This window comes from Pantoea sp. NGS-ED-1003 (assembly GCF_000738765.1).
GTDB lineage: Bacteria > Pseudomonadota > Gammaproteobacteria > Enterobacterales > Enterobacteriaceae > Pantoea > Pantoea septica.
Genome location: NZ_JPQA01000005.1, coordinates 187,313 through 208,100, shown reverse-complemented (window position 1 = coordinate 208,100; position 20,788 = coordinate 187,313). Strand labels below are relative to the sequence as shown.

At 57.7% G+C, this 20,788-nt stretch carries 14 protein-coding genes; 9 read left to right on the top strand and 5 right to left on the bottom strand.

Going from position 1 to position 20,788, the window contains the following annotated elements:
• Positions 1-88: 88 nt before the first annotated feature.
• A complete protein-coding gene (trxB, locus tag JS46_RS11885; RefSeq protein WP_033751307.1) occupies positions 89-1,057 on the bottom strand; it encodes a thioredoxin-disulfide reductase in 969 nt (322 codons plus the stop codon).
• Positions 1,058-1,584: 527 nt separating this feature from the next.
• Between trxB and lrp the strand changes: the two genes are divergently transcribed.
• The 6 genes from lrp (at position 1,585) to JS46_RS11855 (ending at position 10,716) form a co-directional block, all read left to right on the top strand.
• Positions 1,585-2,079: a leucine-responsive transcriptional regulator Lrp gene (gene lrp / locus JS46_RS11880; protein WP_006118610.1), complete on the top strand. Its 495-nt coding sequence runs from the start codon at positions 1,585-1,587 to the stop codon at positions 2,077-2,079.
• Between the two features lie 119 nt (positions 2,080-2,198).
• Positions 2,199-5,738: a DNA translocase FtsK 4TM domain-containing protein gene (locus JS46_RS11875; RefSeq protein WP_033751305.1), complete on the top strand. Its 3,540-nt coding sequence runs from the start codon at positions 2,199-2,201 to the stop codon at positions 5,736-5,738.
• Between the two features lie 177 nt (positions 5,739-5,915).
• Positions 5,916-6,527, top strand: coding sequence for an outer membrane lipoprotein chaperone LolA (gene lolA / locus JS46_RS11870; RefSeq protein WP_033751302.1), 612 nt, complete (start codon positions 5,916-5,918; stop codon positions 6,525-6,527).
• Between the two features lie 7 nt (positions 6,528-6,534).
• The gene (locus JS46_RS11865) at positions 6,535-7,878 is read left to right on the top strand and encodes a replication-associated recombination protein A (protein WP_033751927.1); all 1,344 of its coding nucleotides are present in this window, start codon (positions 6,535-6,537) and stop codon (positions 7,876-7,878) included.
• Positions 7,879-7,968: 90 nt separating this feature from the next.
• Complete coding sequence (serS, locus tag JS46_RS11860) at positions 7,969-9,261, top strand: serine--tRNA ligase (RefSeq protein WP_033751299.1); 1,293 nt, start codon at positions 7,969-7,971, stop codon at positions 9,259-9,261.
• 303 nt (positions 9,262-9,564) lie between these two features.
• Entirely contained in the window at positions 9,565-10,716 is a 1,152-nt protein-coding gene (locus JS46_RS11855; protein WP_033751924.1) for an MFS transporter, read from the top strand.
• Between the two features lie 64 nt (positions 10,717-10,780).
• Here the strand turns inward: JS46_RS11855 and pflA are convergent, their stop codons facing one another.
• From pflA to ycaO, 4 genes are all read right to left on the bottom strand, one after another.
• Positions 10,781-11,521, bottom strand: coding sequence for a pyruvate formate lyase 1-activating protein (gene pflA / locus JS46_RS11850; protein WP_033751298.1), 741 nt, complete (start codon positions 11,519-11,521; stop codon positions 10,781-10,783).
• Positions 11,522-11,680: 159 nt separating this feature from the next.
• On the bottom strand, positions 11,681-13,963 hold the full coding sequence (gene pflB / locus JS46_RS11845; protein WP_033751297.1) for a formate C-acetyltransferase: 2,283 nt from the start codon (positions 13,961-13,963) through the stop codon (positions 11,681-11,683).
• Between the two features lie 68 nt (positions 13,964-14,031).
• Complete coding sequence (focA, locus tag JS46_RS11840) at positions 14,032-14,892, bottom strand: formate transporter FocA (RefSeq protein ID WP_033751296.1); 861 nt, start codon at positions 14,890-14,892, stop codon at positions 14,032-14,034.
• A gap of 363 nt (positions 14,893-15,255) precedes the next feature.
• Positions 15,256-17,016, bottom strand: a complete 1,761-nt coding sequence (ycaO, locus tag JS46_RS11835) for a 30S ribosomal protein S12 methylthiotransferase accessory factor YcaO (RefSeq protein WP_033751294.1) — start codon at positions 17,014-17,016, stop codon at positions 15,256-15,258.
• A 310-nt stretch (positions 17,017-17,326) separates the two neighbouring features.
• On the opposite strand from ycaO, the gene serC reads away from it, so the two are divergent.
• The 3 genes from serC (at position 17,327) to cmk (ending at position 20,666) form a co-directional block, all read left to right on the top strand.
• Entirely contained in the window at positions 17,327-18,412 is a 1,086-nt protein-coding gene (gene serC, locus JS46_RS11830; protein WP_033751292.1) for a 3-phosphoserine/phosphohydroxythreonine transaminase, read from the top strand.
• A gap of 86 nt (positions 18,413-18,498) precedes the next feature.
• The gene (gene aroA / locus JS46_RS11825; RefSeq protein ID WP_033751289.1) at positions 18,499-19,785 is read left to right on the top strand and encodes a 3-phosphoshikimate 1-carboxyvinyltransferase; all 1,287 of its coding nucleotides are present in this window, start codon (positions 18,499-18,501) and stop codon (positions 19,783-19,785) included.
• 200 nt (positions 19,786-19,985) lie between these two features.
• Positions 19,986-20,666, top strand: coding sequence for a (d)CMP kinase (gene cmk, locus JS46_RS11820; protein ID WP_033751286.1), 681 nt, complete (start codon positions 19,986-19,988; stop codon positions 20,664-20,666).
• The last annotated feature ends 122 nt before the right edge of the window (positions 20,667-20,788 follow it).

Here is a 20,788-nt window from a genome sequence, read left to right as displayed (position 1 = left end):
TTCAGGCGCCTGAATCTAGCACGGCGGCATAAAAAAAGGCGACTGAAAAACAGTCGCCCTGAATAAGTTAGATCAGCTAATTAACAACTTACCGATCGTTTTTAACCAGCCCGTCGAGATAACGCTCGGCGTCCAGCGCGGCCATACAGCCGGTGCCGGCAGAGGTGATCGCCTGGCGATAGATATGGTCCATCACGTCGCCTGCGGCGAACACGCCAGGGATGCTGGTCTGGGTGGCGTTGCCGTGCAGGCCGGACTGCACCTTGATATAGCCGTTCTCCAGCGCCAGCTGACCTTCGAAGATTGCCGTATTGGGGCTATGGCCGATGGCGACGAACAGTCCCGCCACTTCCAGCGACTCGGTTTCCGCTTCGTTCAGCGTCGAGCGCAGCGTCAGGCCGGTCACGCCCATCTGGTCGCCGACGACCTCTTCCAGCGTGCGATCGGTGTGCAGCACAATATTGCCGCTGCGCACTTTTTCCATCAGGCGGTCGATCAGAATCTTCTCCGCGCGGAAGCTGTCGCGACGGTGAATCAGGTGCACTTCCGCCGCGATGTTCGCCAGATAGAGCGCCTCTTCCACTGCGGTATTGCCGCCGCCGATAACCGCGACTTTCTGGTTGCGGTAAAAGAAACCGTCGCAGGTGGCGCAGGCGGAAACCCCTTTGCCTTTAAACGCCTCTTCGGAAGGCAGGCCCAGATAGCGCGCCGAAGCGCCGGTCGCGATAATCAGCGCGTCAGCGGTGTATTCGGCGCTGTCGCCAGTGAGACGGAACGGACGGTTCTGCAGATCGACGGTGTGAATATGGTCGAAAATGATTTCCGTGTTGAATTTCTCGGCATGCTCATGCATGCGCTCCATCAGCGAGGGACCAGTGAGATCGTGCGGGTCGCCGGGCCAGTTCTCTACCTCGGTGGTGGTGGTCAGCTGACCGCCTTTTTCGAGGCCGGTGATCAGCACCGGATTCAGGTTAGCGCGAGCAGCATAGACCGCTGCGGTATAACCCGCCGGGCCTGAGCCCAGAATGAGCAATTTACTGTGTTTGGCCGTACTCATATGATCCTCAGTTTCATTCGGCTGACAACATGACCTGGGATTGTAGGGAATTTACCGTGGCAAAAAAAGGGCTGGGGAATTTTGTTACCGATAGCTGCAAGCGGCGTAGACGATAACGGCGGGTTCTGCACGTCGGCTGCGCTAAAAGGGGGCAATAATCGGTTTTTACTGGTGCAAGAGTACAAAAATTCTCATTTAAAAACAGTTACCCAGCGGTCTGTCTGGCATCTTGTCCTGAATTTGGTCTTTTTACTTTGACAATCGCCTGCGCTTTTGCGAAAACAATGGCAGAAGCGAAGAAGAAGGAGAGAGTCAAAACAGGGTTTCGTTCCTCGTTTTGCCCTTTTTTCCCGATAAATTTCAGCCTGGCATAGGTAATGACGCATGATGTGGACAGACAACATGCGTCATGCGGATGGATGCGCGACAGCGCACAGGCTCTGATTCTTCGCTTCACTAATGCCTTGAACAGTGAACGTTTCCAGGGCGTGGCAGGTAAAGGGAAGGAATTAAGAGAGACAATAATAATGGTAGACAATAAGAAACGCCCCGGAAAAGATCTCGACAGAATCGACAGAAATATTCTGAATGAGCTTCAGAAAGATGGTCGTATTTCCAACGTAGAGCTTTCCAAACGCGTAGGATTATCGCCTACGCCATGTCTTGAGCGTGTGCGTCGTCTGGAACGTCAGGGTTTTATTCTTGGCTATACCGCGCAACTTAACCCGCACTATCTCGATGCGTCGCTGCTGGTTTTTGTTGAGATTACTCTGAATCGTGGCGCGCCGGATGTGTTTGAACAGTTTAACGCCGCTGTGCAAAAACTTGAGGAAACTCAAGAGTGTCACCTGGTTTCCGGTGATTTCGACTACCTGCTGAAGACGCGCGTGCCGGATATGTCCGCCTACCGTAAGCTGCTTGGCGAAACCCTGCTGCGCCTGCCGGGGGTCAACGACACCCGCACTTACGTGGTGATGGAAGAGGTCAAACAGAGCAATCGGCTGGTGATCAAAACCCGATAACGCAGCGCAGGTGCATAACCTGCGATATTTCGATACACTCCTGTGAATTCATACAGGACCAGCGTCGGGCTTGCCCGACGCTGTTGCCTTCATAATTTACAGGCACCTGGAGAGTTCTCTTGAGCCAGGAATACACAGAAGACAAAGAAGTTTCGTTAAAACCGCTGAGCAGTGGACGCCGTCTGCTGGAAGCGTTGCTTATTCTCGTCTCGCTTTTCGCCGTCTATCTGATGGTCTCGCTCGTCAGCTTCAATCCTTCCGATCCGAGCTGGTCGCAAACCGCCTGGCATGAGCCGATTCATAATCTCGGCGGCGGCGTGGGGGCCTGGCTGGCGGATACGCTGCTGTTTATCTTCGGCGTAATGGCCTACGCCATTCCGCCGGTGATCGTGGGACTGTGCTGGATCGCCTTTCGCCAGCGCGATCAGCAGGACTACATCGACTATTTCGCTATCGGCCTGCGCCTGATCGGCGTGCTGGCGCTGGTGGTGACCACCTGCGGCCTGGCCGCGCTCAACGCCGACGATATCTGGTATTTCGCCTCCGGCGGCGTTATCGGCAGCCTGGTGAGCAACGCCATTGCGCCCTGGTTCTCGCCGGCTACCGGCACGCTGGCGCTACTCTGCGTCTGGGCGGCGGGCATTACGCTCTATACCGGCTGGTCGTGGCTGACCATCGCCGAGCGCATCGGTGGCGTGGTGATGGGCGTACTGACGTTCGCCAGCAACCGTTCGCGCCGCGACGAGCCGTGGCAGGAAGACGAGGACGAGATTGACGCTGACGTTGCGCCGCGCTTTAAGGCGGCCACGCAGGATGACGAAGATGTGCTGCTTGCCGCGCCGCGCGCGCCGGCCGATCACGCTGCGACTGATGCCGCCGATCCGCTGCTGGCGAAAGCCGCTGCGGCAACGGATGCCGCGCTAACGTCAGCCGCCCAGGCTGCAGGCGTTTCCGCTGTTGTGTCGCCAGCGCCGACTGCCACCTCCCCGACGACGGATGCGGCTCCGCCCGTTACGCCAGCTGCAGCTACGCCAGCTTTCGATACGTCGCCATCGGTGCCGACATTCTCCACGCCTGCTGCATCGCCTGTAGCAGCTGCGGCCGTACCGACGCCGGCTGCCGGACAGGCTACGGCGGCTAACGCCTTCTCTGCGCCTCAGTCTCAGCAGCCCGCCAGCGCCTTTACGCCAGCGGCCGAACAGCCCGCTGCGCCTGCCGAGCCGCCGCGCTATCGTTTCGACATGCCGCAAGAGCCTGCTGCGGCTGCCTTTCCCGGCTGGGAAGAGGACGAAGGTCCGCAAATGGGCAACTGGCGCGACGCCGAGATGACCGCAACGGCGAGCGCGACCGCCGCCGCAGCGGCGCAGGCAAGCTCATCGCCGCTGTTCGATATCGCCCCGGAAACCAACCACAATCCGCAGGTGAAGCAGGGCATTGGACCGGCGTTGCCGCGCCCTAATCCGGTAAAACTGCCGACGCGCCGTGAGCTTGCCTCCTACGGCATCAAGCTGCCTTCTCAGCGTATGGCGGAAGAAAAAGCCAAAGCGCAGGAGCAGCAGCGCGCCGAGGCCGAACGGCCTGCAGAGGCGCACGCCGAATGGTCGGAGCAACAGCAGCAGGCTGAAGAACAGGCGCAGCTGCGCGACGCGTTCGCCAGCCAGCAGCAGCAGCGCTACGGCGAGAGCTGGCAGCAGGAAGAGGAGCCTGAAGCGGAAGAGGCGAGCGAACAGGCCGCGCTGGCGCAGCAGTTTGCCGCTCAGCAGCAGCAGCGCTACGGCGCCGAAGAGCAGGAAGAGAAGGCGCCTGCCTTTAGCCTGGACACCTCCGCCGCGTTCGACTTCTCGCCGATGAAAGATCTGGTGGATGAGGGACCGAACGAACCAGTCTTTACCATCGCCAGCGCTCCCGAGCCGGAAGCGCCCGCGGCGACCCATACGCCGTGGCAGCAGCCTGCTGAAGCGGCGGCTGCCCAGCCCGCGGTTTCCGTGGCCGCGCCGACGGTCTCCACCGCGTTCGAACCCGCCGCTGCTTTCGCTGCCGAGCCGGAGCCAACGCCCGCGTTTCAGACGCCTGCGCCTGCCGCTGCGCAGCCAACGGCCCCACAGCCCGCTTCGCTGGATAACAGCCTGATCCATCCTTTCCTGATGCGTCATAACCAGCCGCTGGAGAAACCTTCCACGCCGCTGCCGACGCTCGATCTGCTCACCTCGCCGCCTGCGGAAGAGGAGCCGGTCGATATGTTCGCGCTGGAGCAAACGGCGCGCCTGGTCGAAGCGCGACTGGGCGACTATCGCGTCAAAGCGGAAGTGGTCGGCATTTCGCCCGGCCCGGTTATTACTCGCTTCGAGCTGGATCTGGCGCCGGGCGTCAAAGCCGCACGCATCTCCAACCTGTCGCGCGATCTGGCCCGTTCGCTCTCTGCGGTTGCGGTGCGCGTGGTTGAGGTGATCCCTGGCAAGCCTTATGTCGGCCTGGAGCTGCCTAACAAGCATCGCCAGACGGTCTACCTGCGCGAAGTGCTCGACTGCGCCAAATTCCGCGATAACCCGTCGCCGCTGGCGGTCGTGCTGGGTAAAGATATCGCCGGTCAGCCGGTGGTCGCCGATCTGGCGAAAATGCCCCATCTGCTGGTCGCCGGTACCACCGGTTCCGGTAAGTCGGTCGGCGTTAACACCATGATCATCAGCATGCTCTATAAGGCGACGCCGGAAGAGGTGCGCTTTATCATGATCGACCCGAAAATGCTTGAGCTGTCGGTCTATGAGGGCATTCCGCATCTGCTGACTGAAGTCGTTACCGATATGAAAGACGCGGCTAACGCGCTGCGCTGGAGCGTCGGCGAGATGGAGCGTCGCTATAAGCTGATGTCGGCGCTCGGCGTGCGTAACCTTGCCGGTTACAACGAAAAAGTCGAGCAGGCGGAAGCGATGGGCCGTCCAATTCCCGATCCGTTCTGGAAGCCGGGCGACAGTATGGATATGACGCCGCCGGTGCTGGAAAAACTGCCTTATATCGTGGTGCTGGTGGATGAGTTCGCCGACCTGATGATGGCGGTCGGCAAGAAGGTGGAAGAGCTGATCGCGCGTCTGGCGCAGAAAGCGCGCGCCGCGGGCATCCACCTGGTGCTGGCGACCCAGCGCCCGTCAGTGGATGTGATTACCGGCCTGATCAAGGCCAATATCCCGACGCGTATCGCCTTTACCGTCTCGAGCAAAATCGACTCGCGCACCATCCTCGACCAGGGCGGCGCCGAATCGCTGCTGGGCATGGGCGATATGCTCTATATGCCGCCTAACTCTTCCATGCCGGTGCGCGTGCACGGCGCCTTCGTGCGCGATCAGGAAGTGCACGCCGTGGTGCAGGACTGGAAGGCGCGCGGACGTCCGCAGTACATCGAAAGCATTACCGCAGGCGAAGAGAGCGAAGGCGGCGCTGGCGGCCTGGAAGGCGACGAAGAGCTGGATCCGCTGTTCGATCAGGCGGTGGCCTTCGTGGTCGACAAGCGACGCGCCTCGATCTCCGGCGTACAGCGCCAGTTCCGTATCGGCTATAACCGCGCCGCGCGCATTATCGAACAGATGGAAGCGCAGGGCATCGTCTCCGAGCCAGGCCACAACGGCAACCGCGAAGTGCTTTCGCCGCCGCCGCACGAAATGTAGCGCGACACGCTTTGCAACAAACAATCATGGGCCAGTTTTCACTGGCCCATTGTTCAGGCGACATTTACCCCTCATATCAGAGAAAGCTTTCGGGTTTTTCTCCTGGCTCAATGCTAAAACGGCGACCAGAATTAAAACGGTATTCACTGGATAGAGATAAATAAGGAATTGAAGCGGATGAAATCAAGCGTAATCGTGTCTGGCCTGTTGGCCGTTTTTGCGTCTGCCAGCGTAATGGCGGACGCCTCCAGCGATCTGCAGCAGCGTCTGAACAAAGTTAACAGCTTCCACGCCAGCTTCAGCCAGAAAGTGACCGACAGCAGCGGCGCCAACGTGCAGGAAGGCGAGGGCGAGCTGTGGGTGAAGCGTCCCAGCCTGTTTAACTGGCATATGACCGCGCCGGACGAGAGCGTGATTATCTCTGACGGCAAAAATTTGTGGTTCTACAATCCGTTCGTGGAACAGGCGAGCGTCAGCCTGCTGAAAAACGCCACCAGCAACACGCCTTTTATGCTGATTGCCCGTAACCAGCCGAGCGACTGGCAGCAGTACAACATTAAACAGCAGGGCGATACTTTTGAACTGACGCCGAAAAACAGCGACGGCAATCTCAAACAGTTCACTCTCTCGGTGACCCCGACGGGCACCATCAATCAGTTCAGCGCCATTGAGCAGGACGGCCAGCGCAGCAGCTATCAGCTCAAAAGCCAGAAAAACGGCGCTATCAGCCCGGACAAGTTTACCTTCACGCCGCCAAAAGGGGTGACGGTAGACGACCAGCGTCAGTGAGGTGAGCGTGGGTAATCTGTCTCTGGATTTTTCCTCTGAAGATTTTAAGCCGCTGGCGGCGCGTATGCGCCCCGAAACGCTTAAGCAGTATATCGGGCAGCAGCATCTGCTGGCGCCCGGCAAGCCTTTGCCGCGCGCAATCGAGGCTGGCCATCTGCACTCGATGATTCTTTGGGGACCGCCGGGTACAGGTAAAACCACGCTGGCGGAGATTATCGCGCGCTACGGCAATGCCGACGTCGAGCGTATCTCCGCCGTCACTTCGGGCGTCAAAGAGATCCGCGAGGCGATCGAGCGGGCGCGCCATAGCCGTCAGGTCGGCCGCCGCACCATCCTGTTCGTCGACGAGGTGCATCGCTTCAATAAAAGTCAGCAGGATGCGTTTTTGCCGCATATCGAAGACGGCACCATTACTTTTATCGGCGCCACGACCGAAAACCCCTCGTTTGAACTCAACTCCGCGCTGCTCTCCCGCGCACGCGTTTATCTGCTGAAATCGCTGACCACGGAAGATATCGAGCAGGTGCTCGATCAGGCGATGCAGGACAAAACGCGCGGCTACGGCGACAGCGATATTCTTCTGCCCGACAATACGCGACGCATGATCGCCGAACTGGTCAGCGGCGATGCGCGCCGCGCGCTTAATACGCTGGAAATGATGGCGGATATGGCGGAGCTCAACGCGCAGGGCAAACGCGAACTGACGCCACAGCTGCTGACCGAAGTGTCCGGCGAGCGCGCCGCACGCTTCGACAATAAAGGCGACCGCTTTTACGACCTGATTTCGGCGCTGCACAAATCGGTACGCGGCTCAGCGCCGGATGCGGCGCTTTACTGGTACGCGCGCATTATCACCGCCGGCGGCGATCCGCTCTATGTCGCGCGACGCCTGCTGGCGATTGCCTCGGAAGATGTCGGCAACGCCGATCCGCGCGGTATGCAGGTGGCGATCGCCGCCTGGGACTGCTTTACCCGCGTTGGGCCTGCTGAAGGGGAGCGCGCTATCGCTCAGGCAATCGTCTATCTCGCCTGCGCGCCGAAAAGCAACGCCGTCTATAACGCCTTTAAAGCGGCGATGCGCGATGCGCGCGAGCATCCCGACTATGACGTGCCGGAGCACCTGCGCAACGCGCCGACCCGGCTGATGAAAGAGATGGGCCTGGGCAAAGAGTACCGTTACGCCCATGACGAAGCGCATGCCTATGCGGCAGGCGAGGTCTATTTTCCGCCTGAAATGGCGCAGACGCGCTACTACACACCGACTCAGCGCGGCCTCGAAGGCAAAATTGGCGAAAAGCTCGCCTGGCTGGCTGAACAGGATCAAAATAGCCCGACAAAACGCTACCGCTAAAACAGGCGTTACGGTAAGGTGAGCAAGGATTTCAATGCATTCCAGCGGGAATGCATCCCTCTTTTCAACCTTTTATTACACAGGATAAGCATGCTCGATCCCAATCTGCTGCGTAATGAGCCAGACGCAGTCGCAGAAAAACTGGCACGCCGAGGATTTAAACTGGATGTGGAAACGCTGCGCTCCTTGGAAGAGCGCCGTAAAGTCCTGCAGGTAGAAACGGAAAATCTGCAGGCCGAGCGTAACTCCCGATCCAAATCCATCGGTCAGGCCAAAGCACGTGGGGAAGATATCGAGCCGCTGCGTCAGGAAGTGAACGCGCTGGGCGAACGCCTGGACGCGGCCAAAGCGGAACTGGATGCCCTGCAAAACGAAATTCGTGATTTCACGATGGCGCTGCCTAACCTGCCGGCGGACGAAGTGCCGCTGGGCAAAGATGACAGCGAGAACCAGGAAGTCAGCCGCTGGGGCGAGCCGCGCCAGTTTGATTTCCCGGCGAAAGATCACGTTGAACTGGGCGAGATGGCGAAAGGCCTCGACTTCGCCTCTGCGGTGAAGCTGACCGGCTCGCGCTTTGTGGTAATGCAGGGACAGATTGCCCGTCTGCATCGCGCTCTGAGCCAGTTTATGATCGACCTGCACACTGAGCAGCACGGCTATCTGGAAACCTACGTGCCTTATCTGGTCAACCATGCGACCCTGTACGGTACCGGTCAGCTGCCGAAGTTTGGCGAGGATCTGTTCCATACCCGACCGCTGGAAGAGGAGTCAGAGAGCAGCAACTATGCGCTGATCCCGACCGCGGAAGTGCCGCTGACTAACCTGGTGCGCGACGAGATCGTGGAGGAGGAGAGTCTGCCGATCAAACTGACCGCGCATACGCCTTGCTTCCGCTCTGAGGCTGGCTCTTACGGTCGCGACACGCGCGGCCTGATCCGCATGCATCAGTTCGACAAGGTCGAGATGGTGCAGATCGTCGCGCCGGAAACCTCGATGGATGCGCTGGAAGAGCTGGTGGGCCATGCAGAGAAAGTGCTGCAGCTGCTGAACCTGCCGTACCGCAAAGTGCTGCTCTGCACTGGCGACATGGGCTTCGGCGCTACCAAGACGTACGATCTGGAAGTCTGGCTGCCGGCGCAGAATACCTATCGCGAAATCTCCTCCTGCTCCAATATGTGGGATTTCCAGGCGCGTCGTATGCAGGCACGCTGCCGCAGCAAAACCGATAAGAAGCCGCGTCTGGTGCACACCCTGAACGGCTCTGGCCTGGCGGTGGGCCGCACGCTGGTGGCGGTGCTGGAGAACTATCAGCAGGCTGACGGCCGTATTCAGGTGCCGGAAGTATTACGCCCCTATATGAACGGCGTCGAGTTTATCGGCTAATACGCGCGTTTAACAAAAACCCGGACCTGTCCGGGTTTTTTTATTTCAAAGCCCATCCGCGATAAAAATTTATCAGAAATAAATGTTATCGACATGCCCTGCAGCGTCGCGCTTAAAAAGCCTGTTTTTCATTAAGATAGCGCTAAATCCCGTCTCGTTTGATACTTCTATAACCTACTGAAGATTAATAAATTAAATTATCTTGCAGCAAAATGTGCTGCGGCTTTTTTTTGTGCTTTTCCTTTAAATTAGCCAGTGGCAAACTGCGCGCAACTTCCTCTCTCTTCTTTGGTTTTTATTCCTATGTCCACCTGGTCACGTCCCGTGGTGCTGCTGCTTTGCGGCCTGCTTTTGCTGACGGTTGCAATTGCTGTGCTCAATACGCTGGTTCCGCTGTGGCTGACTCACGATGCGCTGGCTACCTGGCAGGTAGGCGTGGTGAGTTCTTCTTTCTATACCGGCAATCTGGCGGGCACGCTGGTGGCCGGCTGGCTGATCAAGCATTACGGTTTTAACCGCAGCTACTATTTGGCCACTGCGGTGTTTGCCGCTGCGACCGCCGGCTTATTAATGATGGACGGTTTCTGGGCCTGGTCGCTGCTGCGCTTCGGCGCCGGCGTCGGCTGCGCGTTGATTTGGGTGGTGGTAGAAAGCGCGCTGCTTTGCAGCGGCACGGTACGCAATCGCGGCCAGCTGCTGGCCGCCTATATGATTGTCTACTATCTGGGCACCGTGGCAGGCCAGCTGCTGGTAAGCAAAGTCTCGACCGAGCTGTTCAGCGTGATTCCCTGGCTGACCGCGCTGATGATCTGCGCCATTCTGCCGCTGGTGTTCGTGAAGGTCACCGCCGCCGGCGAGGCAACCGACGCCGCGCCGGGCAAAATCTGGCCGATGCTGCGTCGTCGTAGCTCACGGCTCGGGATTAACGGCTGCATTATTTCCGGCATCGTGCTGGGATCGCTCTATGGTCTGATGCCGCTCTATCTCTCGCATCAGGGCATGAGCGACGCGAACGTCGGCTACTGGATGGCGCTGCTGGTCAGCGCCGGCATTGTGGGACAGTGGCCGGTGGGCCGCCTGGCGGATCGTTTCGGCCGTCTGCTGGTGCTGCGCGTTCAGGTGTTCGTCGTGATTCTGGGCGCGATTGCCATGCTGAGCAACGCCGCGATGGCGCCGGCGCTCTTTGTGCTGGGCCTGGCCGGTTTTACGCTCTATCCGGTGGCGATGTCATGGGCTTGCGAGACCGTGGCGCATCATGAGCTGGTAGCGATGAATCAGGCGCTGCTGCTGAGCTACACCATCGGCAGCCTGGCGGGTCCCAGCATGACGGCGGTGCTGATGCAGAGCTATTCCGATCGCATTCTGTTTGTGATGATCGCTGGCGTGGCGCTGGTCTATCTGATGATGCTGCTGCGTAAAGCCGATCAGCAGGCGACGCCGGTGGCGCACGCCTGATATCATCGCACAGTCGCCTTAAGCACGTACGACAACGAAAAGGGAGCCCTGGGCTCCCTTTTCGTTAATACATAACATGATGACCGTAGCCAGCGAGAATGTTTTTCACCCGCTCCATGGTCTCTTTTGTCGGCGGCTTCACGCCGTCTAGCTTGTACTCTTCGCCCATCGCAATCCATTTATGCTTGCCGAGTTCATGATAGGGCAGCAGCTCAATCTTCTCGACGTTATCCATATCCCGCGTGAACTCGCCAAGCCGGTGCGCCGAATCGTCGTCGTCGGAATAGCCAGGCACGACCACATAACGGATCCAGGTGCGCTTGCCTTTCTTCTGCAGATAGCGGGCGAAGTCGAGCGTGCGATGGTTAGAGACGCCGACCAGAATCTGATGGACGTCATCGTTCACCTGCTTGAGATCGAGCATCACCAGATCGGTGACTTCCAGCAGTTCGTCGATGACCGGATCGTAGCGGCGCACAAAGCCGTTGGTATCCAGACAGGTGTGAATGCCTTCCGCCTTGCAGGCGCGGAACCAGTCGCGCACAAACTCAGCCTGTAAAATCGCTTCGCCGCCTGAGGCGGTTACGCCGCCGCCAGAAGCGTTCATAAAGTGGCGATAGGAAAGCACATCTTTCATCAGCTCTTCGACGGTGACCTCTTTTCCGCCATGCGTATCCCAGGTATCGCGGTTATGGCAGTAGAGGCAGCGCATCAGGCAGCCCTGAAAGAAGGTAATAAAACGGATGCCGGGACCGTCAACCGTCCCGCAGGATTCGAATGAGTGGATACGACCGTTGCAAGACATTGCGATGTTTCTCCAGGTTAGCCTGTAGCAGGCGCACAATCTCTGTTGTGCTCGATGAAAAAGTCGGTTTTGACTGATTTCTGCCGTGAGAGCGCAGACAAAACGGGCCTTGGAGAAAAGGCTCCCGAAGGAGCCTTTTTACAGCTTAGAGCATCAGGCTTACAGCGAGTTAGTGAAGGTACGGGTAATCACATCCTGCTGCTGCTCTTTCGTCAGCGAGTTAAAGCGGACGGCATAGCCGGAAACGCGAATCGTCAGCTGCGGATAGTTTTCCGGATGTTCCATCGCATCCAGCAGCATTTCGCGGTTCATCACGTTCACGTTAAGATGCTGGCCGCCTTCAATGCTCGCTTCATGATGGAAGTAACCATCCATCAGGCCAGCAAGGTTAGCTTTACGCACGTTGTCGTCTTTACCCAGCGCGTTCGGCACGATAGAGAAGGTATAGGAGATACCATCTTTTGCGTAGGCGAAGGGCAGTTTAGCCACAGAGGTCAGCGAGGCGACGGCGCCTTTCTGATCGCGGCCGTGCATTGGGTTGGCGCCTGGACCGAAAGGCGCGCCGGCGCGACGACCATCCGGTGTATTACCGGTTTTCTTACCATAAACCACGTTAGAGGTAATGGTCAGCACAGACTGCGTCGGTACGGCGTTGCGGTAGGTGGTGAGTTTCTGAATTTTCTTCATGAAACGTTCAACCAGGTCGCAGGCCAGGTCATCGACGCGCGGATCGTTATTACCAAACTGCGGATATTCGCCTTCGATTTCAAAGTCGACCGCCAGGCCGTCTTCGTCGCGCACCGGTTTCACTTTGGCGTATTTGATTGCAGAGAGCGAATCGGCAGCCACTGACAGACCGGCGATACCGCAGGCCATGGTGCGATAGACATCGCGATCGTGCAGTGCCATCAGCGAAGCTTCGTAGCTGTACTTATCATGCATGTAGTGGATGATGTTCAGCGCGGTCACATACTGTTTCGCCAGCCAGTCCATGAAGTGGTCCATACGCGCCATAACGGTATCGAAATCGAGCACGTCGTCCATTACAGGCGCCTCTTTCGGGCCTACCTGCATTTTCATTTTTTCATCCATGCCGCCGTTGATTGCGTACAGCAGGGTTTTCGCCAGGTTGGCGCGCGCGCCGAAGAACTGCATCTGTTTGCCGACAATCATTGGGCTGACGCAGCAGGCGATGGCGTAGTCGTCATTGTTAAAGTCTGGACGCATCAGGTCGTCATTCTCATACTGCAGAGACGAGGTATCGATGGAGACTTTAGCGGCATATTTCTTGAAGTTCACCGGCAGTTTTTCTGACCACAGAATGGTCATGTTCGGTTCCGGCGACGGACCCATGGTGTAAAGGGTATTCAGGAAACGGAAGGTGCTTTTCGTAACCAGCGTACGACCGTCGACGCCCATGCCCGCCAGCGATTCCGTTGCCCAGATCGGGTCGCCGGAGAAGAGTTCGTCATATTCCGGCGTACGCAGGAAGCGCACCATACGCAGCTTCATTACCAGATGGTCAATCAGCTCCTGCGCCTGCTCTTCGGTAAGTTTGCCTGCCTGCATATCGCGTTCGATATAGATGTCCAGGAAGGTAGACACGCGGCCGAAGGACATCGCGGCGCCGTTCTGCGATTTCACCGCGGCGAGATAGCCGAAGTAGGTCCACTGTACCGCTTCCTGCGCGTTGGTCGCTGGACCGGAGATATCGCAGCCATATTTGGCGGCCATCTCTTTGATCTGGGCCAGCGCGCGATGCTGTTCGGCGATCTCTTCGCGCAGACGGATGGTGGCTTCCAGGTTAACGCCGTTTTCCAGATCGTTCTGCAGCGAATGGAACTGGGCCAGCTTGTCCTGCATCAGGAAGTCGATGCCGTAGAGAGCAACGCGGCGATAGTCGCCGATAATGCGGCCGCGGCCGTAGGCGTCCGGCAGACCGGTCAGCACGCCCGATTTACGGCAGCGCAGAATATCCTGGGTATAGACGTCGAACACGCCCTGGTTATGGGTTTTACGGTATTCGGTGAAGATTTTTTTCAGCGTAGGGTCCAGCTCACGGCCGTAAACCTTACAGGAGCCTTCCACCATTTTGATGCCGCCGAACGGGATAATGGCGCGTTTCAGCGGAGCTTCAGTCTGCAAGCCGACGATTTTTTCCAGCGATTTATTGATATAGCCGGCGTCGTGCGCGGTAATGGTCGAGGCGAGATCGGTGTCGAAATCGACGGGGGCATGCGTGCGGTTTTCAATTTTGATACCTTCCAGCACGTCGTTCCACAGTTTAGTGGTCGCTTCGGTCGCGCCTGCAAGGAAGGACTCATCGCCCTCATACGGCGTGTAGTTCCTTTGAATAAAATCGCGAACGTTGACGCTGTTCTGCCATTCGCCCTCGGCGAACCCTTCCCAGGCCGCAGCCTGTTTTGTATTCAGATCGGTCATGATATACCTGCCTTATCTAAGAAGACGTTACGTTGGCGCCGCCAGCTACGCGGCGTCGGTCAGAATCATTAATGTGCGGTAGAACCGTTGCGTAAATAGATCACCCAGTAGGTCAACCCAACCAGCAGACCGCCGCCGATGATGTTGCCGAGCGTGACCGGAATCAGGTTGTCGATAATAAAGTTGACGGGCGTAAGCGCCTGGAACTGATCGGCGCTGGCGCCGGCGGCTTGCCAGAAAGCCGGGCCAGAAAAATCGCGAATGACGATCGCTAACGGAATAAGGAACATATTGGCGATGCTGTGTTCGAAGCCGCTGGCAACGAACATGGCGACCGGCAGAATCATCGCCAGGGTTTTATCCGTCAGGCTATGGCCGGAATAGCTCATCCAGACCGCCAGGCAGACCATCAGGTTCGCCAGCGTGCCCAGGCAGACGGCTTCAATAAAGCTGTGGTGCATTTTATGATCGGCGGTTTGCAGCACATTCAAACCCCATGCGCCGTTCGCCGTCATATGCTCGCCGGCGAACCAGATCAGGGCGACGAAAAACAGCGCGCCGACGAGGTTGCCGAAATAGACGTTGATCCAGTTGCGCGCCAGCTGGCCCCAGGTGATGCGTCCGCTCGCTTTCGCGACGACAATCAGCACGGTGGAAGTAAAGAGATCGGCGCCGCATACCACCACCAGAATCAGCCCCAGCGAGAAGCAGATGCCGCCGATAAGCTTCGCCACGCCATAAGGCATGCCTGCGGTGCCGGTGGTCGCAGTAATATAAAAAACAAACGCGATGGAAATAAAAACGCCGGCGGTAATGGCAAGGAAAAAAGTGGTTAAGGGATGTTTAGTGGCTTTATAAACTCCAGCATCTTCCGCCACTTTGGCCATTGCGGCCGGTAATAACAGATTAAAAGGGTTGTCAGCTTTCACACTAACGCTCTCCAAAAGATGTCTGGAAAAATACTAACAAAGGAGTATAGGACAGGATTTGATCTGGATCATATTTGACCAGAAGACAACGAAGTAGAGCGAAGCAAGAAACGGCAAATCTGACGCAATTGATTGAATTTAAATCAATAAATAATTTTTAAAGTTTGCAATTTTATTTTAAAGGTTAGCGGTGGCCAGCGACGCTTATTGTTAATGAATGTCGTAAAGTCAGTCAGAAGTGTTAAAAAATAGAGCGATAATCGATTAGAAATAATGAAAGATAGTGCCCATGATAAAAAAATGGCGTCAATAATATTGACGCCATAGCTATTCAACTCAGCCTTTTGCGACTGGATATGTTAATTACTTTTTCCAGTAAAGACGCTTTGCCGCCTGAAGTTTTTCATAAGCCTGCAGCAGCGCCTGATGCGCCGGGAAGGCTTTGAGATCGTCGTCGACGGCCTGCAGACCGTAGAAGGGGGCTTCGCCGCTGATGGCCGCCGACGCCGCTTCCAGCGCCTCCGCGCCGTACATGCGCGTGAAGGCGTGATGATACTGCAGCGGGTCGCGCTCATCTTCCATCGCCAGCAGCAGCAGCGTCTGCAGGCAGCGGTAGTAGTTGGCGCGTTCCGGCGAAAAGATCGAACCGTTGAACTCCATGGTCCATTCGGTCCAGATCAGCGCCTGATCCAGGTCGCCGCCGGCCAGCGCCAGCATCGCCTTCAGCTCGCCGATGCGCAGCGTGTACCAGCCGTTGTCCTTGCCGCTCGCCAGGCCCAGCAGTTCGCGCACGCGGGTAAAGTCGTCATGGCCTTCCTCATCCAGCTGGGCGATCAGGTCGAGATACTCTTCCGGATTCCAGTTGCTGGCAGGCAGCGCCAGCAGCGTGTCGCGCAGGCCCGCGCCCATATTGTTGTTCGCCAGCACCAAATCTTCCGCCGGATAGATATCGGACATGCCCGGCACGATAATGCGGCAGGCGTAAACGCCCAGATGATCGTAATCCGCAATATAGACTTCCTGATCTTCCTCACGGAAGATCGCCATCAGGGTGGCGAACTCTTCCTGGGTCGTGCCGCTGAACGACCAGTCGACAAAGGGGTAGTCCGCTTTCTCTTTGAACAGATCCCAGGAGATAAGGCCGCTGGAGTCGATAAAGTGCGTCTCGAGGTTGGCATGCTCGGCAACTTCTTCATCGTCGAAGGTCGGCGGCGTAAAGACGTCGAGATCTTTCAGGCTGCGGCCCTGCAGCAGTTCGGTAACGGTACGCTCAAGGGCGACGCCGAAATCGGGATGCGCGCCGAAAGAGGCGAAACAGGTGCCGTTTTGCGGGTTGAACAGCACCACGCAAATCACCGGATATTTGCCGCCCAGCGAGGCGTCGTAGGCGAAAATCGGGAAGCCTTCCGCTTCGAGGCGTGCAATCGCCTCCACCACGCCAGGATAGCGCTGCATCACGCTCTCGGGAATGGTCGGCAGGCTGATCGCTTCGGCGATAATGCGATTTTTGATATAGCGCTCAAACACCTCGGAAAGCCCCTGCACGCGCGCTTCGTTGGCGGTATTGCCCGCCGACATGCCGTTGGAGACGTAGAGGTTGCCGATGATGTTCATCGGGATATAGACCGTCTGCTGGTCGGACTGACGGGTAAACGGCAGGCCGCAGATGCCGCGCTCGGCGTTGCCGGACTGCAAATCCACCAGCTCCGGCGCGGTCAGCGCGTCGTCAGGATCGTAAAAGGCGCGCAGGCGTGCATCCAGAATGCCTTCCGGCAGCGAACCGTCCGCCGGGATCGGGAACCATTTTTCGTCCGGGTAGTGAACGAAATCGCCGTTAGCGATCGATTTGCCCAGCCAGAAGTCGGCGAAGAAGTAGTTAGTCGAGAGACGCTCGAAATATTCGCCCAGCGCCGACGCCAATGCGGCTTTCTTGCTGGCGCCTTTGCCGTTGGTAAAGCAGAGCGGACAATCGCGGTCGCGAATATGCACGGACCAGACGTGGGGAACCGGATTAAGCCAGGAGGCTTCTTCAATATTAAAGCCAAGGTCGGTCAGCTTTTGCTGGAAGCGCGCGATGGAGTCTTCCAGTGCTGCGTCTTTACCGGGAATAAACGTTTGCGTCATGGGACCGCTCTCTCATATATAGTGGGCGTAAAGCGCGCAATGATACGGACTTTGCCGCCGTGGCGCTATGAAGACGAGATAAATTTCTACCTGCCATTATCCTGAAAGCGGCGTGGCAGAAGGGCTCGCTTTTCTCCCTGATCGAGCCGCCTCACAAAATTTCGCGCTGCGTTGCATTTGTAATATAAGCTGCGGCGCGGCAGATTGAGAAAATGTGATCCCTTCCTGATTTATCATTGCAGGCGCTATAAGGCAGTGATAAAACCGGTAAGCAATTCATAACCGTTCTGGATAACCGTGGTGAGGGGAAATGACGCAGATTTATAATTTTAGTTCCGGTCCAGCGATGCTGCCGGTTGAAGTGCTCCGTCGTGCAGAACAAGAACTGACAAACTGGCACGGTCTGGGGACCTCCGTTATGGAGATCAGCCATCGCAGCAAAGAGTTTCTCAAAGTAGCGGAAGAGGCGGAGCAGGACCTACGCGATCTTCTGAAAATCCCGGCTAACTACAAAGTTTTATTCTGCCACGGCGGCGCGCGCGCGCAGTTCGCTGCGGTGCCGGGCAACCTGCTGGGCGAGGCGACCACGGCGGATTATGTCGACGGCGGCTACTGGGCGCACAGCGCCATAAAGGAAGCGGAAAAGTATTGCACGCCGCGCACCCTGGACGTCAAAACTACCCGTGACGGCAAGCGCGCTATTCTGCCGATGAGCCAGTGGGCGCTGAGCAGCGACGCCGCTTACGTGCACTATTGCCCGAACGAAACCATCGACGGCATCGCCATCGACGAACAACCCGACTTCGGCGACAAAATCGTCGTCGCCGATCTCTCTTCTACCATTCTGTCACGGCCGCTGGACATCAACCGTTACGGCGTGATTTACGCCGGCGCGCAGAAGAATATCGGCCCGGCCGGGTTGACCATCGTCATCGTGCGCGACGATCTGCTGGGCAAAGCCCGTCAGTCCGTTCCCTCTATTCTCGACTATCAGGTGCTGGCGGAGAACGACTCTATGTTCAACACGCCGCCGACCTTCGCCTGGTATCTCTCTGGCCTGGTATTTAAGTGGCTGAAAGAGAAAGGCGGCGTCAGCGAAATCGACAAAGTCAATCAGGCGAAAGCCGATCTGCTCTACGGCCTGATCGATAGCAACCCGTTTTACCGCAACGACGTCGCGACGGAAAACCGTTCGCGCATGAACGTGCCTTTCCAGCTGGCGGACGCCGCGCTGGACAAACTTTTCCTGGAAGAGTCGTTCAACGCGGGCCTGCACGCCTTGAAAGGTCACCGCGTGGTAGGCGGCATGCGCGCATCGATCTACAATGCGATGCCGCTGGAAGGCGTCAAAGCGCTGACCGACTTTATGGCCGACTTCGCACGTCGCCACGGTTAAGCCTGAGCTGTAGCGTCGGCGCTAGCGCCGACTTCAGACCCCGTCTCGCGGCGGGGTTTTGTCCTTTTCTGGAGATTTGGTTTCACATGCAGGACTCCCTGACCTTACAACCGATTGCACGCGTTGACGGCACCGTTAACCTGCCGGGTTCAAAAAGCGTTTCTAACCGCGCGCTGCTGCTGGCTGCGCTGGCGAAAGGCACCACGCGTCTGACGAACCTGCTGGACAGCGATGACGTTAAACATATGCTGAACGCGCTTAAAGCGTTGGGCGTCGATTTTACCCTGTCCGCCGACCGCACGCAGTGCGACGTGGTGGGACAGGCAGGGGCGCTGCGCGCCTCTCAGCCGCTGGAGCTTTTTCTTGGCAACGCGGGTACGGCGATGCGGCCGCTGGCGGCGGCGCTCTGTCTCGGCGAGCAGGATATCGTTCTGACCGGCGAACCGCGCATGAAAGAGCGTCCAATCGGGCATCTGGTTGACGCGCTGCGTCAGGGCGGCGCGCAGATTGAGTATCTGGAGAACATCGACTACCCGCCGCTGCGCCTGAAAGGCGGCTTCACCGGCGGCGACGTCAGCGTGGATGGCAGCGTCTCCAGCCAGTTCCTGACCGCGCTGCTGATGACCGCGCCGCTGGCGGAGCGTGATACCCGCATCGCCATTAAAGGCGAGCTGGTCTCCAAACCCTATATTGATATTACGCTGCATCTGATGCGCTGCTTCGGCGTCGAGGTCGAAAACCAGCAATACCAGCGCTTTATCATTAAAGGCCGACAGCAGTATCAGTCGCCAGGCGATTATCTGGTGGAGGGCGACGCCTCTTCCGCCTCCTATTTTCTGGCCGCCGCCGCCATTAAAGGCGGAACCGTGCGCGTCACCGGCATCGGCCGCGACAGCGTGCAGGGCGATATCCGCTTTGCCGACGTGCTGGAAAAAATGGGCGCGACCGTTGAGTGGGGCAGCGACTATATCGCCTGTACCGCCGGCGAGCTTAACGGCATCGATATGGATATGAACCATATTCCCGACGCCGCGATGACCATCGCCACGGCGGCGCTGTTCGCTAAAGGCCCAACGCTGCTGCGCAACATCTACAACTGGCGCGTTAAAGAGACCGATCGCCTGGCCGCGATGGCGACCGAGCTGCGTAAAGTGGGCGCGGAAGTGGAAGAGGGGCATGATTTTATCCGCATCACTCCGCCGGAAAAACTGCGTCACGCGGAGATCGGCACCTATAACGATCACCGGATGGCGATGTGCTTCTCGCTGGTGGCGCTCTCCGATACGCCCGTGACTATTCTCGATCCCGGCTGTACCGCAAAAACGTTCCCCGACTATTTTCAGCAGCTGGCCAAAATCAGCCAGAACGCCTGATTTTCACCGTGCCGGAGAGCGAGTCTCTCCGGCATTCTCACTGCCTCTGGCCTCACTGACCAAGATATGTTCTGAATCTGCTGCAATTTATAGCGATGTCTCCGCTAAAAGGTAACGACATTAGCCTGGGCCGCGTATAATGCTTCCTGTTCAGAACAGCCTGAAGGCTGGACTATTTCGCGCAGCAACAGGAGAGAATAATGACGGCAACTGCCCCGGTTATAACTGTCGACGGACCTAGCGGCGCAGGCAAAGGCACGTTGTGCAAAGCGATGGCGGAGGCGCTGCAGTGGCATCTGCTCGACTCCGGCGCCATTTATCGCGTTCTGGCGCTGGCTGCGCTGCACCATCAGGTGGATATTGAAGCCGAAGAGGCGCTGGTGCCGCTGGCGGCCCATCTGGACGTGCGTTTCGTCTCGCAAGAGGGCGAACTGCGGGTAATCCTGGAGGGCGAAGAGGTCACCGGCGAAATCCGCACGCAGGAGGTCAGCAACACCGCGTCGCGCGTCGCCGCTTTTCCCCGCGTGCGCGAAGCACTGCTGCGCCGCCAGCGCGCCTTTCGCGACGAGCCCGGCTTAATTGCCGACGGCCGCGATATGGGAACGGTGGTTTTCCCTGACGCGCCGGTAAAAATTTTCCTTGATGCCAGCCCGGAAGAGCGTGCCCAGCGCCGTATGCTACAGTTGCAGGAAAGCGGCTTTAGTGTTAACTTTGATCGCCTTTTAGCCGAGATAAAAGAACGTGATGACCGCGATCGCAACCGCGCCATTGCGCCTTTAGTCCCCGCCGCCGATGCGCTGGTTCTGGATTCTACGCAGTTATCCATCGAACAAGTCATTGATCAGGCGCTGGAATATGCCCGCACAAAGCTGGGCATTTAATCTTTTCGGCCAAACAGAATTGCAGTAACCCTGTGCCAGGGAAAGCGCGCAGGGCATGTGAAACAACCCCATCCGACAATGACGTCAGGTGGACGTTAAATTGAAGAATCCTAAGATTATCA

Bases quoted from the DNA above. Each gene is read 5' to 3' on its own strand.
- ycaO (WP_033751294.1), bottom strand. From the start codon at position 17,016: ATGACGCAAACGTTTATTCCCGGTAAAGACGCAGCACTGGAAGACTCC.
- aroA (WP_033751289.1), top strand. From the start codon at position 18,499: ATGCAGGACTCCCTGACCTTACAACCGATTGCACGCGTTGACGGCACC.
- lrp (WP_006118610.1), top strand. From the start codon at position 1,585: ATGGTAGACAATAAGAAACGCCCCGGAAAAGATCTCGACAGAATCGAC.
- pflB (WP_033751297.1), bottom strand. From the start codon at position 13,963: ATGACCGATCTGAATACAAAACAGGCTGCGGCCTGGGAAGGGTTCGCC.
- cmk (WP_033751286.1), top strand. From the start codon at position 19,986: ATGACGGCAACTGCCCCGGTTATAACTGTCGACGGACCTAGCGGCGCA.
- serC (WP_033751292.1), top strand. From the start codon at position 17,327: ATGACGCAGATTTATAATTTTAGTTCCGGTCCAGCGATGCTGCCGGTT.
- serS (WP_033751299.1), top strand. From the start codon at position 7,969: ATGCTCGATCCCAATCTGCTGCGTAATGAGCCAGACGCAGTCGCAGAA.
- JS46_RS11855 (WP_033751924.1), top strand. From the start codon at position 9,565: ATGTCCACCTGGTCACGTCCCGTGGTGCTGCTGCTTTGCGGCCTGCTT.
- pflA (WP_033751298.1), bottom strand. From the start codon at position 11,521: ATGTCTTGCAACGGTCGTATCCACTCATTCGAATCCTGCGGGACGGTT.
- lolA (WP_033751302.1), top strand. From the start codon at position 5,916: ATGAAATCAAGCGTAATCGTGTCTGGCCTGTTGGCCGTTTTTGCGTCT.
- trxB (WP_033751307.1), bottom strand. From the start codon at position 1,057: ATGAGTACGGCCAAACACAGTAAATTGCTCATTCTGGGCTCAGGCCCG.